The organism is Streptomyces sp. LaBMicrA B280 (assembly GCF_049222185.1).
In the GTDB taxonomy this organism is placed as follows: Bacteria; Actinomycetota; Actinomycetes; order Streptomycetales; family Streptomycetaceae; genus Streptomyces; species Streptomyces murinus.
This window is the reverse complement of sequence record NZ_JBMJCT010000026.1, coordinates 43,163-59,465: the sequence shown is the minus strand read 5'-3', so window position 1 is coordinate 59,465 and position 16,303 is coordinate 43,163. Positions and strand designations below refer to the sequence as shown.

Sequence of the window (16,303 nt, the reverse complement as noted above, 5' to 3'; positions counted from 1 at the left end):
ACCTTCGTTGACGTGACTGAGACCGCCAGCCTCCCGACTCCCCGGAGCGCCGGCCTGCCGCTCGCCTGGTGGGCCCCGGCGCTTTCCCTCGCGGAGCGCCTCGCCGCCCCCGGCCGACCGGCCGCGCCCGCCGACCCCGACGCCCCCGTCCGCGCCCCCTGGGGCGGCCCTCGCGGCGGAGCCCGCCGAGCGACTCGCCGCCCGCGCCGCCGAGCCCCGCTGGGCCCGCTATGTGGAGGCGGCCCTGGACGCCGCGCCCGAGCATCAGGAGGAGCCGGCCACGGACGGCACCGGCGCCGAGGTCTTCGCCCACGTCGTACGACCGCTCGTCGTCCCGGCCGCCGGACGCCTCGCCGAGCTGCTGCCGCTCGCGCCGACCGCCGAACGGAGCGTGTGGCAGGGCGAGTTCGACGCCTGGCTGACATCGCAGCTGGTGCGGCTGGCCGCTCGTACCCTCGTACGGGAACTCGCCGGGGCCCGCCGCGCCGGGCGACTTGCGGGGGCGACCTCGCGGGAGCGGTTCGCGTCCTTCGTCGCCGCCGCGGGCACCCGGCGGGGCCTCGGCGAACTGTTCGCCGCCTACCCGGTGCTGGCCCGGATGCTCGGACAGACCGCCCTGGACGCCCTGGACGCGGCGGCCGAACTGGCCGCCCGCTTCCGGGCCGACCGGGACGAGCTGGTCGCCGCTCTCCTCGACGGCCGCGACCCGGGGGCGCTCGTCCGCGTCGAACTCGGACTCGGCGACGCCCACCAGGGCAACCGGTCGGTGGCCGTGCTGCGCTTCGCCGACGGCGCCCGCGTGGTGTACAAGCCCCGGCCGCTCGGCCAGCACGCCCTGCTGGACGAGCTGGCGGCCTGGATGGACACCAAGGTCCCCGATCTCGCGCTGCGCACCGCCCGCACCGTGCGCCGGGAGGGCTACGGCTGGCTGGAGTTCGTCTCCCACCGCTGGTGCCGCTCGGTGACCGAGACCGACGCCTTCTACCGCCGCCAGGGCGTGCTGCTCGCGCTGCTCTACGCGGTGGACGGCGCCGACATGCACTACGAGAACGTCATCGCCTGCGGCGACCAGCCGGTCCTGGTGGACGCCGAGACGCTGCTGCACACCGGGCTCGGGCAGGCCATGACGGCCGGCGCCGACCCGGCCGCGGACGCCCTGCACACCTCCGTGCACCGCACCTGCCTGCTGCCCCATCTGCTGATCGGCGAGCACGGCGCGCTGGACATCTCCGCGCTGGGCCGCTCCACCGACGGTACCTTCCCCAGCGAGGGGCTGCACTGGGCGGACAGCGGGCGCGACACCATGCGCGCCGTACGGGGGCCGCTGCTCAGCCCGGCCGCGCAGAACCAGCCGCTGCCCGACGGCCGCCCGCTGGACGGCGCCGACCACCGGGCCGCCCTGCTCGACGGCTTCCGCACGGCGTACGCGGCCCTCGCGGCGCACGGCGCCGAACTGACCGCCGAGGACGGCCCGTTGACGGCGGCCGCAGACAGCCCGGCCCGGCTGATCGCCCGCGCCACCCGGCTGTACGCGACCCTGCTGGAGGAGTCCACGCATCCGGCGCTGCTCGGTGACGCGCTCGCCCGGGACGGGGTGTTCGCCGTGCTGTGGACCGAGTCCGAGCAGGACCGGGCGCGTTCGCGGCTGATCGAGCACGAGACGGCGGACCTGTGGCGCGGCGACGTCCCCCTGTTCGCCCATCGGCCGTCCGGGACAGGGGTCCGGGCGGCCGACGGGACCTGGCTCGCGGACGTACTGCCGGAGGCGAGCCTGGCCGCGGTGCGCAAGAAGATCGCGCGGATGGACGAGATCGACTGCCGCGACCAGGAGTGGATCGTCTCGGCGACGCTGGCCGCCCGGGGCGCCTGCGACCCTGCGGACCGGCCGAGGTCGGCGCTCGCCGTGGCCCCCGTACCGGCCGTGGTGCCCGACGCCTCGCGGCTGCTGGCCGCGGTGTGCGGGATCGCCGACGACATCGCCGCCCGTGCGGTACGCGACGGCGGCCGCGCCAACTGGCTCGGTCTGGAACGGGTTTCGGGCCCGCACTGGGCGGTGCTGCCGATGGGCGCCGGGCTCGCGCAGGGCTACTGCGGGGTCGCGCTCTTCCTCGCCCACACCGGCGCGCTGACCGGCGCCGACCGGTACACCGCGCTGGCCCGGGAGGCGGTACGGCCGCTGCCCGCGCTGCTGAAGGCCCTGGCCGCCGATCCCGAGCTGGGCGCGGCGGCGGGCCCCGGCGCCTACGACGGTCTCGGCGGCATCTGCTACGCCCTGGTCCGGCTGTCGGCGCTGCTGGGCGAGGAGTTGGCGCAGGTACTGCCGGACGCGCTGACCGCGCTCGGCCACGCGGCGGCCGGGTGTACGGACCCCGGGCTGGCCGGTGGTACGGCCGGGGCGCTGGCCGCCGCCGTCGCCGTGCACGAGGCGACCGGGACCCCGGGCGCGCTGGAGCTTGCGGACGCCCTGGCGGACCTGCTGTGCCAGGCGGGGCCCGTCGAGGCCGCCGGTTTCGCGGACGGCGCCGCCGGGATCGGCTGGGCGCTGCTGCGGTACGCCGCCGCGCGGCCGGAGCGGTCCGCGGCGCACGCGAGCACCGGCCGGGCCCTGCTCGACGGCGCGGCCCTGCGGGCACGGGCGGCGGAGACGGATCCGTCCTGGACGCACGGGCTCGCCGGAGTGGCCGCCGCCTCCTCGGCACTGACCGGACTCCCGTCCGCCGCGGCCGAGTTCTCGGCCCGGCTGCGGGCCGCCGAGGTCGGGCCCGACCTCAGCCTCGGCCGGGGCGCCCTCGGCGCGCTGGAAGCCCTCACCGTCCTGGCCGAGCGGGGCGACGGCCCGGCCGCCGAAGCCCTGACCCTGCGCACCGGCCAGGCGCTCGCGTTCGTCGAGGCACAGGGCCACCGCTGCGCCACCCCCGACCACGTTCCCTCCCCCGGGCTGCTGACCGGACTCTCCGGCATCGGCTACGGACTGCTCCGCCTGGCCCACCCGGGCACCGTGCCCTCCGTCCTGCTCCTGGGACACCCCGGCCGGTACGGCAACTGACCACCCCGCACCACTCCGCCTCCGCCCCCGCGCCCACCCGCGCGGGACCATCTGAAGGGGATCACCTCATGGACAAGAACTTCGCCGCCGCCACCGCCGACGCCGCCGACGCCGCGGAGATCGCCGCCGGGATCGCCGCCGACGAGCAGGACGCGGCCGGTGGCATCACCCTCAAGGGCCGCAACCGCGCCTGCGCCCGCGCCCGGGTGCTGGCCGGAATGGTCCTCACCAGCGGCCTTGTCATCACGCTGAGCACCATCGACACGTCGGTCTCCGCCCCCCGGTAGGCGACCGCCGACCGCCACAGGCGTGATGGCGCGGACCCGTCTTGCGGGTCCGCGCCGCCGTGTGCCCAAACGGAGCGGTACGGTCCGGGCGGGGCGACCTGCCACAGGTCGCGATATTCCGATTATCATCTGCGTTCATGCGTTCCCATGCGCCTTCCCTGGTCGGGCGGGGTCCCCAACTCCACCTCCTCGAACGTGCGCTGAGCGGCGCTCAACAGGGACGCGGTGGTGTGGTCTTCCTGGTCGGCGAGGCCGGCGTCGGAAAGTCGCGGCTCGCGGCCGAGGTGGTGGGCGGCGCGCTCGACGCCGGTATGCGGGTGCTGCGCGGCCGCAGCAGCACCACGGGCCCGGCGGTGCCGTTCCGGCCATTGACCGAGGCGCTGATGTCCCTGTTCCGGGGCGGCGAGTCCATGGACGACCTGGCCCTTGGCCCGTACCGGCCGGTGCTCGGACGGCTGATTCCCGACTGGGACACCGGGGAGCGCGAGAGCAGTTCCATGGTGATCCTGGGCGAGGCGGTGCTGCGGCTGCTGATCGCGGCCGGGCGCGGCCAGGGCCAGCTGCTGCTCCTGGAGGATCTGCACGACGCCGACCCCGAGACGCTCGGCGTCCTCGAATACCTCGTGGACAACCTGGAGTACACGCCCGTCCTGCTGCTCGCCACCGTGCGCACGGACTTCAGCGACGCGCTGGACCTGGCCCAGTCCGCGCGTCGGCGCGGTGCCGCCACCCTGCTGGAGATCCCGCCGCTGACCCGGGGGCAGGCGGACGAGATGGTCGCGGCCCAACTGGGCGTGGCGCAGCCGCAGGAGGTGCCCAAGGCAGTGCTCCAGCGGCTGTGGGAGGACAGTTCCGGCAGCCCGTACCTGGTCGAGGAGCTGCTCCAGACCATGATCGGGGCGGGCACCCTGGTGCAGGGCCAGGACGGCTGGCGGGCGATCGGGGATCTGCGCAGCGATGTCTCCTCGACGCTGGCCCGGGACATCCTGCGCCGCATCGACCGGCTGGGCGCGCAGGGCCTGACCCTGCTGTCGGCCGCCGCCGTACTGGGCCGCCGCTTCCCGCTGACCGTGCTCCAGCGGATGAGCGGCGTGGACGACCGCGCGCTGCTCAGCCATCTGCACGCGGGGGTCGCGGCCCGTCTGGTGATCCCCGACGAACCGGCCCCCGACTGGTACTCCTTCCGCCACTCGCTGACCGTGGAAGCCCTGTTCACCCAGATGACGCCCGGCCAGCGGGCCGATCTCGCGCGCCGGGGCGCGGAGGCGGTCGAGGAGCTGCACCCCGAACTCGGCGGCGACTGGTGCGCGTTGGCGGCGGGGCTGCGCAGCGAGGCCGGGGACCGGGGCGCGGCCGGGCTGCTGTTCGCGGACGCGGGCGGCCGGGCCCTTGCGGCCGGTGCGCTTGGCTCCGCCGTGACCCTGCTCAGCCGTGCCGAGCGCCTGCTCGCCGACGCCGGTGACGCGCAGGGGCGGGCCGCGGTCCTGGAGAACCTGCTGCCCGCGCTCGCCGAGGCCGGCGACTTCGCGCGCGCCTTCGAACTGGCCGAGGATCTGCATCTGCTGGGCGGCTTCGGGCTCAGTCCCGTCCGGCTCGCCACGCTGCACGCCCGGCTGGCCAAGGTCGCGCACACGGCGGGGCGGTGGAGCGACGGCAACCGGCAGGTGGCCCGCGCCCGTGAGGTGCTGGCGACCGCGCCGGACGAGATGACCGCCGCCACCGTCGATGTGACGGCCGCCTATCTGGCCCTCGACACCCCGGGCCCCGACCGCACCCAGCACGCGGAGAAGCTGGCCCGCTCGGCCGCCGACACCGCCGAACGGCACGGGCTGCCCGTGGTCGCCTGCCAGGCACAGGAGTTGCTCGCCACCGTGGCCCGCGAACGGGACCCGGAGGAGTCCGAGGCGATGCTCGGCCAGGCCCTCGCCACCGCCGAACGCCACCGGCTGCCCCTGCAGCGGATGTACGCGGCCACCCGGCTCGGCGGCAACGCCTGGCTCGCCGAGGGCGACACCGCGGGGCTGCTGGCGGCGCGCGAGGAGGCGCTGCGGCTCGGCTCGGTCAACATCGTGCACACCGTCGACGGCATCCTCGTACTCGACGCCGTCCTGCGCGGTGACCACGACACCGCCCGCGCGACCGCCGCCGAGTGCCTGCCCGTCGTACGACGGCTGCGGCTCGCGCCCGCCGTGCGGTACGTCCTGATGGCGCAGTCCGTCCTCGCGGCGCACCATGCCGACCGGGCCGGGATGGAGGCGGCGCTGGCCGCGTTCGCGCAGTGGGACGGGGCCGGTTCCCAGGAGGAGCCGCTGAGCCACGGGCTGGCCCGGGCGTTCTGCGCGCTGCTTGAGGAGGACCGGGAGCAGGCCCGCGAGGATCTGGGCACGGTGCTGGCGCTGGAGGCGGACAACCCCTCGACCTATCATCTCAGCGGCACCCACGGCATGGTGCTGCTGCTGGATGTGCTGGCCGGGCGCGCGGACCGCACCCGGCACGCGGAGATCACCGCCACCGCGATGGCCCGGATGCGCTGGAACCGGCACTTCGTGCTGCTCACGGAGGCCGTGCTGCTGGGCCGGGAGGGCGCGGGGGCCGGGGCGGCGCGCGCGGTCGAGGCGGCGCAGGCGGTGGCGGAGCCGTATCCGCTGGCCCGGCATCTCGGGCTGCGGCTGATCGCGGACGCGGCGCACCAGGACGGCTGGGGCGATCCGGTCAGCTGGCTGCGGCAGGCCGAGCACTACTTCCACGAGCGGGACATCCCGGCCGTCGCGGGCGCCTGCCGGGCGGGGCTGCGCCGGCTCGGCGCCCCGGTGCGCCAGCACCGCACCGGGAGCAGCGGCATCCCGGACCAGTTGCGCGCCCAGGGCATAACGGTCCGGGAGTTCGAGGTGTTCCGGCTGCTCGCGGAGCGGCTGTCCAACAAGGACATCGCCGACCGGCTGTTCATCTCCCCCCGTACGGCGGAGAAGCACATCGCCAGCCTCATCACGAAGACGGGGGCGGCCAACCGCGCGGATCTGTGCGCGCGTTCGGCCGCCCTGCGCGATTCCTAGGGCCTTCTCCGAGAGGGCCCTACCGCATCTCGCGCACCGCCCGGGAGCCGAGCACCGCGACCCCGGTGAGGGCGAGCACCCCGGCGACCACCCCGAACAGGGCGAGCGTGCTGGTGCGGGCCAGCGCGCCGCACACGATGAGGGAGAGCGGGGCGGCGGCGTAGCCGAGGACCATGTCCACGGAGATGACCCGGCTGAGCACCTCCTGGGGGATGTTGCGCTGGATCCAGCTCAGTCCGAACACCCCCTGGAAGCCGATGGCGAAGCCCATGGCCAGCACGGTCCCGACGACCGCCGGGGTGCTGTGCACCAGGCCGAGGACCGCCATCCCGGCGCCCAGCCACCCGGCCAGCGCGGCCACCAGCAGACCGACCCGGGGCCGGCCGCCCAGCGCGCCGCCCGCCAGCGTGCCGAGCATCGCGCCACCGGCGAGGGACCCGTTGAGCACGCCCAGGGTGGCCGAGCCGCCGCGCAGCACCTGTTCGGCGAGGGTGGCGAAACCGACCGTGAAGGGCCCGGCGTAACAGAAGTTGACGGCGGTGTCGAGGACGACGACCGTGCGCAGCCTCGGGTCGCGAAGGGTGAAGACGACGCCCTCGCGGATCCGGGCGCCGAGGGACGGAGGACGCTCGACCCCCTTGTCCTGCCCGGCCTTCGCGTCCTCCTTCGGCGCGGCGGCCGGGCGCGGCCGGGTGGCGATCAGGGACACGCACCAGCCGCACAGCGCGAAGCAGACGGCGTCGACCACGAAGGCGACCGGTGCCCGGGTCAGCGCGATGACCACACCGCCGACCGCGGGGCCGAGGACGGCCGCGGTGCGCGAACCGGCGCCGAGCAGCGCGTTGGCCGGGGTGAGCAGGTCCTTGTCCACCACCGAGGGCAGGATCGAGACCCGGGCCGGCTGGAAGAAGGCGTCCACCGCGCCGAACGCGGTGGCCGCGGCGCACAGCATCCAGACCGTCAGATGTCCGGTGAGCCCGGCCACTCCGACCCCGGCCATCAGGGCGGCGCGGGTCCAGCTGGAGGCGATCATCAGGGTGCGGGTGGACCAGGAGTCGCTGAGGGTGCCGCCGACCAGGGTGAGCAGGGCGCGGGGGACGGCCTGGAAGGCGAGGACGTAGCCGAGGGTGAGGGTGGAGCCGGTCAGGCCGAGGGTGATCCAGGAGAACGCGACGACGCTGAAGCCGTCGCCGAGCAGGGACAACGACTGCCCCAGCCACAGGAGTCGGAAGGGCCGCTGGCGGGCGGGTGCCCACAGCCGGGGACCGGCGCCGGCGAGGGTGGTGGCCATGATGTGCCTTTCGGGGGTGCGGACGCTCGCGGCGGTCCGGTCAGTAGCGGACGGGCAGCGCGGTGAGGCTGCGGTTGAGCAGGGACGGCTGCCAGGTGATCCCGCCGGGGTCGGTCAGGGTCAGGCCCGGGTGGTCGCGGACCAGCGTCTGCACGGCGGCGACGGCGACCAGCCGGGCCAGCGCGGCGCCGATGCAGAAGTGGGCGCCGAAGCCGAAGCCGAGGTGGGTGGCGCCGGTGCGCCGGACGTCGAACCTGCCGGGGTCGGGGAAGCGGGCCGGGTCCCGGTTGGCCGCGGCGGTCACCAGGAAGATCCGGTCGCCCGCCCGCAGGGTGCAGCCGTCCAGCTCCAGGTCGGAGACGGCGGCGCGGATCGACATCTTGGACGGGCCGTCCAGGCGCAGCGCCTCCTCCACGGCGCCCTGCGCCAGCGCGGGATCCTCGCGTACGGCGGCGAGTTGGCCGGGCCGGGTGTGCAGGGCGAGGACGGTGTTCGCGATGAGGTTGCTGGTGGTCTCCCCACCGGCGAACGCCATCTGGGTGAGCATCCCGACGAACTCCTCCTCGGTGACCGACTCCCCGACCCGGCCCTCCTTCAGGACCTGGCTGATCAGGTCGTCGGCGGGTTCGGCGCGGCGCCGGGCGACCAGGTCCGCGAGATAGTCCTCCAGGCTCACCAGCGCCTGGAGGGAGGCCCGGTACTCGCTCTCCTCCTGGGCGGTGCCGAGCACCAGGTCGGCGACGCGGGCGTTCCAGTACCAGAAGGCGGCGGCGTCGGTGCGGGGGATGCCGAGCCAGCGGGCGAACACCAGCGCGGGCAGCGGCTTGGCCACGTCGGCCATCAGATCGCCGGAGCGGCCGGGGACCGCCTTGCGGGCGAGGACGGCGCGGGTGGCCTTCTCGGTGAAGGCGCGGTAGCGGGCCACCGCCCGTGCGGCGAACGCCTCCTGGAAGACCTGGCGCAGCCTGCGGTGCTGCGGCGGGTCGTTGAACACCATCCAGCGGGACAGGATCCCGAACGCCCGCTCCGCGTCCTCGCGGGCGCCCTGCGGTACGGCGTCCATCAGGGGCCGTACCCGGTCGGCCGTGACGGCCGGGTCGCGCAGGCAGCGCATCACCTGGTCGTAGCCGGTGACCAGCCAGGCGTGATGCATCGGGCTGTAGTGCACGGGGGCGTGCGCGCGCAGGGCGTCGAGGTGCCCGTAGGGGTCGGCGATCATGTCAGGGGACAGGAGGTAGCGCTCGGTGAACGCCGTCCCGGGGGCGGTCGCCGTACTCGTCGGGGTCGCCGTCGTCATCGGTTCTCCCCCTCCTTGATCGCGACGAGGATCTCGGCGATGCCGGACACCCTCGGCTCGGCCATCATCGACATGTGGTCGCCCTCGCTGATGTGCACGGTCAGTCCGCCGCCCGCCAGCTCGCGCCAGCGGGCGAGATAGGTGTCGTAGTCGACGTCCAGGCCCGGCATGGTGCGGCCGCGCGGCAGTCCCGCGGCCTCGCTGCCGACCACCAGGTGGATGTGGCCGGGGTAGGGGCGGACCTCGTACCCGGCGAGGGCGGCGAGCAGGGAGTGCCACACCTCGATGGGCGCGTTCTCGACCAGGGCCGCCTCGGCGGGGCTCATACCGGCGCCCAGCAGGATGGCGGTGAGTTCGGCGGTGGCCCGGTCGCGCTCCGGGGAGGGCGGCAGCTGCCGGATCAGGTCGCGCTGGCGCCAGGCGGTGCGCAGATCGTCGGTGACGCCGTTCAGCCGGGCGCGGGCGGCGGGGTTGGGCAGGTACGGCTCGATCAGGACGAGGGGGGCCACCGGGTGCCCGGCGCGGTCGAGCTGGGTGGCCATCTCCAGGGCGATGTTGGCGCCCATGGACCAGCCGAGGAGGGCGTGCGGGGCCCGCCCGCCGCCGGTGTCCGCGCTCCGCTCGGTGATCTCGGCGACGTAGTTGGCGGCGATCCCGGTGACAGTGCTCGGGTCCACCCCGCCGAGCAGTCCGCGCGCCTGGAAGGCGTGCACGGGACGGCCGGGCGGCAGGGCGCGGGCGAGCGGTACGAACCAGGCGGCGCTGCCGCCGGTGGGGTGCACGCACCACAGCGGCTCGCCGGTGCCCGCGCGCAGCCGTACCTCCGAGGTGACGGCGGTGGGCAGGCCCGCCCCGGCCGCGCGGGTGGCGTGCTCGGCGAGCTGGGCGATGGTGGGGTGCTCGATCAGATCGCCGACGGAGACGGTCAGGCCGCGCCCGGCGGACATCAGGGAGACCCGGACGGTGGACAGGGAGCTGCCGCCGATGCGGAAGAAGTCGTCGTGGACGCCGATCCGGGCGAGGCCGAGGACCTCCCGCCAGATCTCGGCGAGCACCTTCTCGGCCGGGGTGGCCGGCGCGACGAACTCGGTGTCTCCGCAGTCGAGTTCGGCGGGCGGCAGCGGCAGCGCCCGCTTGTCGATCTTCCCGCTGCGGTTGACGGGCAGCTCGTCGAGGAGCACGAACCGGGCGGGGATCATGTACGCGGACAGCGAGGCGCGCAGCGCTCGGCGCAGTTCCTCGGGCGCGGGCGCGGCGGGGCCCTGCGGGACGAGGTAGGCGACGAGGGCGGGTTCGCCGCCGGGCAGGTCGGTGCGGTGCAGTACGACGGCCTGGCGGACCTCGGGCAGGGCCCGCAGCGCGTGCTCGATCTCGCCGAGTTCGATGCGGAAGCCGCGCAGCTTGACCTGGGAGTCGCGGCGGCCGAGCCATTCCACGGAGCCGTCGGGCCGGTGGGTGCCGAGGTCGCCGGTGCGGCACAGCCGCTCTCCGGGGAGCCCGTAGGGGTCGGGGACGTAGGTGGCGGCGGTGAGTCCGGGGCGGCCGAGGTAGCCGCGGCCCACGGCCTGTCCGCCGAGGTAGATCTCGCCGGGTACCCCGGCCGGGACGGGCTGGAGGTCGTCGTCCAGGACGTGCACGCGGGTGTTGCGGATCGGGGTGCCGATGGGCGGCTGTCCCTGGCCGGGGCTCAGTTCGGCGGCGACGGACCATACGGAGGTCTCGGTGAGGCCGTAGACGTTGTGGAAGCGGCGGCCGCTGGACCAGGCGTCGGCGAGTTCGGCCGGGCAGGACTCGCCGGCGACCTGGAGGACCCGCAGTTCGGGGAAGTCGTCCTCGCCGAGCACCGCGAGGGCGCTGGGCGGCAGCATGGCGCAGGTGACGCGGGCCGCGCGCAGGGTGCGGGCGAGGTCGGGGCCGGGACGCAGGTCCTCCTTGGGCGCGGTGACCAGGCGGCCGCCGTTGGCGAGGGACCAGGTGAGTTCCAGGATCGAGGCGTCGAAACCGAAGGACGCGAACTGGAGCACCCGGTCCCCGGGGGTGGGGCGTACCAGGTCGCGCTGGCCCTCCAGCATGTTGGACAGTCCGCGGTGCGGCAGGGCGACGCCCTTGGGGGTGCCGGTGGAGCCTGAGGTGTAGATGATGTAGGCGAGGGTGTCGGCGTCGGGCTCCCGGCCGGGGACGGGCTCGACGTGCTCGGCGGGGGCGTCCAGATGGAGCACGGGACCGGCGAAAGGCACCGTGCCGTCGAGGGCGCGCTGGGTCAGCAGGACCCGCATGCCGCTGTCGTCGGCCATGAACTTCAGGCGCTCGGTGGGGTGCTGGGGGTCGAGCGGCAGGAAGGCACCGCCGGAGCGCAGCACCCCGACGGCGGCGCGCACCAGGTCGGGGCCGCGCTCGACGCAGATCCCGACGACCGTCTCCGGGCCGACGCCCAGGTTCCGCAGCCGCCGGGCCAACTGCTCGCCCTGCTCGTGGAGTTCGCCGTACGTCAGCGGCTGGCCGCGGTGCTCGACGGCGACCGCGTCCGGGGTGCGGGCCGCGTGCCCCGCGATGTGCTCGTGGAGCATCAGCGGCGAGGACGGGATCTCGGGTCCGCGTGCCCAGACGTCGAGGGCGGTGGCGCGGGCCGCGCCGGTGAGGGCGGGCCGGGTGACCCGGGCGTCGGGCCCGGCGACCATGGCCTCCAGCTGGGCGCAGTACACGTCGGCCAGCTGCTCGGCCGTGCCGGGGGCGACGAACTCCGGGTCCACGTCCAGGGTGAAGGCGTTGACGCTGGCGTTGACCAGCAGCGGGAACATGGTCCGGGCGATCTCCAGGGAGTCGTCCCAGGAGTCGTGCGACAGCCGGTGGAAGTTGACGTAGTTGAAGACGGTGTCCGTGAGGCTGGGCTCGGTGGGCCGCAGTCGGGCGATGCGGACCAGGGGCACCCTGCGGTGCGGCAGCATCTCCTGCTCGGCCGCGAACACGTCCCGCAGATACGCGCGCCAGCTGCCGCGCGGGCGGGTGACGCCGAACGGCACGGTGTTCAGGAACAGTCCGCGCATCCGGTCGGCGCCGGGCACCTCGGGCCGTCCGTTGGTGACCAGGCCGATGCTGTGTCCGAGGGCGCTCTCGTCGCGGTCGGCGAACAGGCTCATGGTGTGGTGGAAGGCGGTGAGCAGCACGGTACGGCGCGGCACCCCGGCGTCCCTCGCCAACCTGCCGATGCGCTCGGCGAGATGGGCGTAGGAGCGGCGGACCTCGTGCACCGGCGGCCGGTCGGCGCCGGTACCGGCCTGCGCACGGCGGCGGAAGGTCACCGGGCGCAGGTCGGTGAGGCTGTCGCGCCAGTACGTCAGCGACTCCTCGCTGTCGAGGGCGGCCCGCTCCAGCGCCACGTACTCGGCGAACGCGGGGGCCTCCGGGAGCCGGGGCGCGGTGCCGTGGGCGACGGCCTCGCGGTGCAGGGCAAGCAGGTCGGCGACGAGCGAGGTGAGGCTCCAGCCGTCCAGCACGACGTGGCAGTCGGTGAGCACGAGCCGCAGATCGTGGTCGGTGATCTGGTGCAGATGGATGCGGACCAGGGGAGCTGCGGCCAGGTCGAAGCGCTTCTCGAACTCCTCCTCCACGAACTCCCGCAGCCGGGCGCGCTGTTCGTCGCGGGGCAGGCCGCGCAGATCGGTGTAGCCGACCCGCAGCCGGGCGGCGCGGTGCACCAGCTGGAGGGGTTCGCGGTAGGTGACGAGGTCGACGGAGCTGCGCAGGATGGGGTGTCCGGCGACCACCGCGTCCACGGCCGCCTGGAACGCATGCCGGTCGAAGCCCTCGGGGGTGCTGATCTTCAGATCGGTGACATTGTGGTAGGCGCCGCGCCGGGGGTCGGCGAGCATCTCGTGCAGCATCCCGGCCTGGAGCATGGTCAGCGGGTAGGCGTCCTCCAGGCCGTCGGGGAGGCGGCCCGCGTCGGCGGGGTCGAGCTGGGAGAAGGGGGCGACGGGCGCGGGGGCGTCGGCGGCGTCGGTGACGAGGGCGGCGAGGTCGGCGAGGGTGCGGGTGCGGAAGACGTCGGCGACGGAGAAGCCGAGCCCGGCGAGCCGGCCGAGACCGACCAGGCGCAGCGCCAGGATCGAGTCGCCGCCCAGGTCGAAGAAGTTGTCGCCGCGGCCGACGTGTTCGGCGCCGAGCACCTGGCTCCACACCCCGGCCAGGGCCTGCTCCACCGGGCCCTCGGGCGGCACATGGGTGCCGGGTCCGGCGGCGGCGGGGGCGACGGCGGTGAGCGCGGCGCGGTCCACCTTGCCGTTGGCGGTCAGCGGCAGCCGCTCGTGCCGGACGAACAGCGCGGGGACCATGTAGTCGGGCAGGGTCAGCCGCAGTCCCTCGCGCAGCGCGGGCGGATCCAGCGGGCGGGCCTCCGGGGTGACGATGTGGGCGACCAGGCGGGCCGTGTCGCCGTCCCGGCGGGCGACCACCGTGACATCGGCGACGCCGGGCAGGGCGCGCAGCGCGGTCTCGATCTCGCCGGGTTCGATGCGGTAGCCGCGGATCTTCACCTGGTGGTCGGCGCGGCCGAGGTACGCCAACTCGCCGTCGGGCAGCACCCGTACGAGGTCGCCGGTGCGGTACATCCGGGCGCCGGGCGCCCCGAAGGGATCGTCCAGGAAGCGTTCGGCGGTCAGTTCGGGCCGGTTGCGGTAGCCGCGGGCCACGCCGCCGCCGGAGACGTACAGTTCGCCGACGCTGCCGGGCGGCACGAGCCGGCCCCGCGCGTCCAGGACGTATCCGTGCTGGCCGGTGAGCGGACGGCCGATGGGGGAACGGACGGCGCCGCGCACGTCGTCCTCGGTGATGGTGCGGAAGGTGACGTGCACCGTGGTCTCGGTGATGCCGTACATGTTCACCAGGGCGGGCTGCTCGCCCGGGGCGGTGAACCAGTCGCCGTAATCGCGGACGTCGAAGGCGTCGCCGCCGAACACCACGGTGCGCAGCGGGAGTTCGGCGAAGCCGCTCCCGACGCTCTTCAGGTGGGCGCGCAGGCCCTTGAAGGCGGCCGGGGTCTGGTTGAGGACGGTGACGCCCTCCTCGCGCAGCACCCGGTGCACGGCGGCCGGGTCGCGGACCTCGTCGGCGCCGAGCACGACCACGCGTCCGCCACTGGTCAGCGGCGCCCACAGCTCCCAGACCGAGAAGTCGAACGCGGGCGAGTGCATCAGGGTCCACACGTCGTCCGGGCCGAAGTCGAAGTGCCGGTCGGCGGCGGCCAGCAGCCAGGCCAGATTGCCGTGGGTGACCTCGACGCCCTTGGGGCGGCCGGTGGAGCCGGAGGTGTAGATGACGTACGCGAGGTCGCCGGGCGCGGGGAGGATGTCGGCGGTCTCCGTCTCGGCGGCACCGTCCTCGTCCTCGTCCACCAGCATGAGCCGTACCGGCAGTTGCTCCACGGCGTCGCGGGTCGCGCTGTCGGTGACGATCCACTCGATGCCGGAGTCGGCGACGGTGAACTCGCGGCGGGCCTTCGGGTGGGAGGGGTCGAGCGGGAGGTAGGCGGCCCCGGCGCGCCAGACGGCGAGCAGGGCGACGGCGAGGTCGGGGGTGCGGTCGAGGCAGACGCCGACCAGGGCGCCGGGGGTGACCCCGGCCGCGCGCAGCCGCCGGGCCAACTGTGAGGCAGAGGCATCGAGTTGGGCGTAGGTCAGGGTGTGGGTGGTCGGGTCACCGGTGGCCGGATTGTGGGTGGCCGGATTGTGGGTGCCGCGTACCGCGATCGTCTGCGGCGCCCGGCCGATGTGCTCGGCGAGCCGGTCGGGGGCGGTGCGCGGGGCGGCCTGAGGCTCGTTCCCGGCGTTCGCGGGTCCGTCCGGGCCGAGCAGGTGGGCGCGTTCGGCGGGGGTCAGCGGGTCGATGCCGCTGAGCGGGGTGTCCGGGGTGGCGCAGAACGCCTCCAGCAGGTTCACGGTGTGCCGGGCGAGGGCCGCGACGGAGACGGCGTCGTACAGATCGGGCCGGTGGACGAACGCCAGCTCGGTGCGGCCGTCGCCGTCGCGCAGATCGAGGGTGAGGTCGAACTTGGCGGTGGTGAGGTCGATCCGGAACGGCGTCCCGGTGGCCGCGCCGAGATCGAACGCGGAGCCGCTGGTGTCGGTCTGCGTGTACAGGACCTGCACGAGCGGGTTGCGGGCGAGATCGCGCTCGGGGCTCAGCGCCTCCACGACCCGCTCGAAGGGCAGCGACTGGTACGAGAACGCCTCCAGGACCCGCTCCCGGGTGCGGGCGAGCAGCGCGGTGGGCGTCGGGTCGTCGGCGAAGTCACCACGCAGCACCAGGGTGTTGACGAAGAACCCGACGAGCTGCTCGGTCTCGGCCCGCTCCCGGTTGGCCACGACGGTGCCGACGGCGATGTCCTGCTGCCCGCTGTGGAAGGCCAGCGCGGCCTGGAAGGCGGCGAGCACCGTCATGTACGACGTCGTGCCCGCGCGTCGGCCCAGCTCGGCGAGGGATTTGGTCAGCGCGGGCGACAGGGTGAGGATGTGCGCGGCGCCGCGGCCGCCGGGGGTGTCGGGGCGGGGGTGGTCGGTGGGCAGCTCCAGCGGGGTGAGCCCGGCCAGCCGGGTGCGCCAGTGGTCGAGGGCGGCGGACTGGTCGCCGCCCCGCTGCCAGATCGCGTAGTCCGTGTAGTCCAGGGGCAGTTCGGGCAGCTCGGCGCGGCACCCCAGGGTCCTGGCCCGGTACAGCTCGGTCAGGTCGCGGACGATCAGACCGAGGGACCAGCCGTCGGAGACGATGTGGTGCATGCCGAGGACCAGGACGTGGTCGTCGTCACCGGCGCGGACCAGGGTGGCGCGGAAGGCGGGCTCCCGGCCGAGGTCGAAGGGGCGCAGCGCGGCGGCGTGCACGGTGGCGGCCAGCCGTCGCTCCTGGTCCGCGTCGGCCGGTCCGGTGGCGTCCACCAGGTCGAGGCAGGCGGGGTCGGGCGGCAGGATCCGCTGGTACGGCAGGCCCTCGTGCTCGGGGAAGACCGCCCGCAGCTGCTCGTGCCGGGCCGTGAGGTCGGTGACGGCGGCGCGCAGCGCGGGCAGGTCCAGCGGGCCGGTGAACCGCCAGGCGGCGGGCAGCAGATAGGTGGCGGCGCCGGGGTCGAGGCGGTCCAGGAAGTACAGGCGCTGCTGGGCGGGCGACAGCGGGATGCGGTCGGGGCGCGGGCTGATCCGGACCGGGCCGTCGTCGCGGGCGCCGGTCAGTCCGCGCAGCCGCTGCTCCAGCAGGCGCCGGGCGGCCGGGGACAGGGTGGCGGACGGGGCGGCGGGGCCTGGGCGCACGTCGGATGTGGTCATGAGGGCACTCCGATCTGAA

Annotated in this window: 6 protein-coding genes; 3 read left to right on the top strand and 3 right to left on the bottom strand. The window is 75.0% G+C overall.

From position 1 onward, the window contains the following. Positions 1–232: 232 nt before the first annotated feature. From ACLF5H_RS22850 to ACLF5H_RS22840, 3 genes are all read left to right on the top strand, one after another. On the top strand, positions 233–3,046 hold the full coding sequence (locus ACLF5H_RS22850; protein ID WP_421677883.1) for a type 2 lanthipeptide synthetase LanM family protein: 2,814 nt from the start codon (positions 233–235) through the stop codon (positions 3,044–3,046). A 68-nt stretch (positions 3,047–3,114) separates the two neighbouring features. Continuing rightward, positions 3,115–3,333, top strand: a complete 219-nt coding sequence (locus tag ACLF5H_RS22845; RefSeq protein ID WP_421677882.1) for a hypothetical protein — start codon at positions 3,115–3,117, stop codon at positions 3,331–3,333. 137 nt (positions 3,334–3,470) lie between these two features. Beyond that, positions 3,471–6,386 carry an AAA family ATPase gene (locus ACLF5H_RS22840; RefSeq protein WP_421677881.1) on the top strand — a complete coding sequence of 972 codons (2,916 nt, stop codon included), beginning with the start codon at positions 3,471–3,473 and terminating at the stop codon, positions 6,384–6,386. A 19-nt stretch (positions 6,387–6,405) separates the two neighbouring features. Here ACLF5H_RS22840 and ACLF5H_RS22835 read toward each other — a convergent pair whose 3' ends face one another. The 3 genes from ACLF5H_RS22835 to ACLF5H_RS22825 are packed head-to-tail and all read right to left on the bottom strand — an operon-like array spanning position 6,406 to position 16,284. Continuing rightward, complete coding sequence (locus ACLF5H_RS22835) at positions 6,406–7,677, bottom strand: MFS transporter (RefSeq protein WP_421677880.1); 1,272 nt, start codon at positions 7,675–7,677, stop codon at positions 6,406–6,408. 40 nt (positions 7,678–7,717) lie between these two features. Further along, complete coding sequence (locus tag ACLF5H_RS22830) at positions 7,718–8,974, bottom strand: cytochrome P450 (RefSeq protein WP_421677879.1); 1,257 nt, start codon at positions 8,972–8,974, stop codon at positions 7,718–7,720. Next, positions 8,971–16,284, bottom strand: a complete 7,314-nt coding sequence (locus ACLF5H_RS22825; protein WP_421677878.1) for an amino acid adenylation domain-containing protein — start codon at positions 16,282–16,284, stop codon at positions 8,971–8,973. The genes ACLF5H_RS22830 and ACLF5H_RS22825 overlap by 4 nt, the downstream gene beginning before the upstream one ends. Positions 16,285–16,303 lie beyond the last annotated feature (19 nt).

Bases quoted from the DNA above. Each gene is read 5' to 3' on its own strand.
- ACLF5H_RS22845 (WP_421677882.1), top strand. From the start codon at position 3,115: ATGGACAAGAACTTCGCCGCCGCCACCGCCGACGCCGCCGACGCCGCG.
- ACLF5H_RS22840 (WP_421677881.1), top strand. From the start codon at position 3,471: ATGCGTTCCCATGCGCCTTCCCTGGTCGGGCGGGGTCCCCAACTCCAC.
- ACLF5H_RS22835 (WP_421677880.1), bottom strand. From the start codon at position 7,677: ATGGCCACCACCCTCGCCGGCGCCGGTCCCCGGCTGTGGGCACCCGCC.
- ACLF5H_RS22830 (WP_421677879.1), bottom strand. From the start codon at position 8,974: ATGACGACGGCGACCCCGACGAGTACGGCGACCGCCCCCGGGACGGCG.
- ACLF5H_RS22825 (WP_421677878.1), bottom strand. From the start codon at position 16,284: ATGACCACATCCGACGTGCGCCCAGGCCCCGCCGCCCCGTCCGCCACC.